Raw genomic sequence first — 1647 nt, 5'->3', positions numbered from 1 at the left:
GACTGGTTCACACCGATAGTGATGGTCTGGCCATTATCCAGGGTGACGGTCAGCGGACTGGTGATGTTGGTCACTGCCGCGCCGTTTTTATCCACAAGGCTGGCGGTGTAGACGATGTTGCCACCTTCACCAACGCTGTTGGTGGCGGTCAGGACCACATCGACCTTGTCGATGGTGTCGTTGATCGTGGTGGTTGCACCGTTACCTGCAACTTCCAATTTCTCGAAATTGCCGCCGGTAGCGTCAGTGATCTTGACGGTTTGGGTGCTCTTATCGATGAACACGTCATCGCTTGGAGCCGGGACGGTCACGGTGCCGACGGTGTCACCGGCTTTGATGGTGATAGATGAGCCGTTGTCGAGTTTCAGCGTAACGTCAGTACCGGCCTTGTTGCTCAAAGTCGCGGTGTAGGTGATCTGACCACCTTCATTGACCGCCGACGGAGCCGTCAGCGTAACGGTGGTGGTATCGGCAGTGCCCGGAGTATCAGTCACTGTCGTGGTGACTTTATCGGTGCCAGGTACCAAGTTCTCGAAGTGCTCGCCACCAGTCACACCTTTGATGGCGGTGGTGACGGTCTGGTCGCCTTTGTATACGTCGTTTGGAGCGACTACCGAGACAGAACCGCTGGACTGGTTCACGCCAATGGTGATGGTCTGACCATTATCCAACGTCACGGTCAACGGATTGGTGATGTTAGTCACCGGTGCGCCGTTTTTATCCACAAGGTTGGCGGTGTAGACGATATTGCCACCTTCACCAACGCTGTTGGTGGCGGTCAGTACCACATCCACTTTGTCGATAGTGTCGTTGATTGTGGTGGTTGCGCCATTGCCCGCAACTTCCAATTTCTCGAAGTTGCCGCCAGTGGCGTCAGTGATCTTGACGGTCTGGGTGCTCTTGTCGATGAACACGTCATCGCTTGGCGCCGGAACGGTCACGCTGCCGACCGTATCACCGGCCTTGATGGTGATGGACGAACCGTTGTCCAACTTCAGCGTGACGTCAGTACCCGCTTTATTGGAAAGCGTGGCGGTGTACGTAATCTGGCCGCCTTCGTTGACTGCACTTGGCGCGGTCAGCGTGACGGTAGTGGTATCGGCAGTACCTGATGTATCAGTCACTGTCGTGGTGACTTTATCGGTGCCTGGAACCAAGTTCTCGAAGTGCTCGCCACCAGTCACGCCTTTGATGGCGGTGGTGACGGTCTGATCGCCTGTATAGACGTCATTCGGCGCGACGGTAGTAACGCTGCCGCTCGACTGGTTAACACCAATGGTGATGGTCTGGCCATTGTCCAACGTCACGGTCAACGGGTTGGTGATGTTGGTCACCGATGCGCCGTTTTTATCCACAAGGCTGGCGGTGTAGACGATGTTGCCACCTTCACCGACGCTGTTGGTGGCGGTCAGGACCACATCGACCTTGTCGATGGTGTCGTTGATCATGGTGGTTGCGCCGTTACCTGCAACTTCCAGCTTCTCGAAGTTACCGCCAGTAGCGTCAGTGATTTTGACGGTCTGGGTGCTCTTATCGATGAACACGTCATCGCTTGGCGCCGGGACGGTCACGGTGCCGACCGTATCACCGGCTTTGATGGTGATGGACGAACCGTTGTCGAGTTTCAACGTGACGTCAGTACCGGCC

Annotated in this window: 1 protein-coding gene; it reads right to left on the bottom strand. The window is 56.0% G+C overall.

Annotated features, from left to right (window positions below):
• On the bottom strand, positions 1 to 1647 hold a 1647-nt coding region (locus EXW71_RS28640), incomplete at both ends, for an immunoglobulin-like domain-containing protein (protein ID WP_372241350.1).

The organism is Pseudomonas sp. BCA17, from assembly GCF_004519405.1.
Lineage (GTDB): Bacteria > Pseudomonadota > Gammaproteobacteria > Pseudomonadales > Pseudomonadaceae > Aquipseudomonas.
Note: the sequence above shows the minus strand (reverse complement) of the source record. Positions and strands in the feature narration are given on the sequence as shown.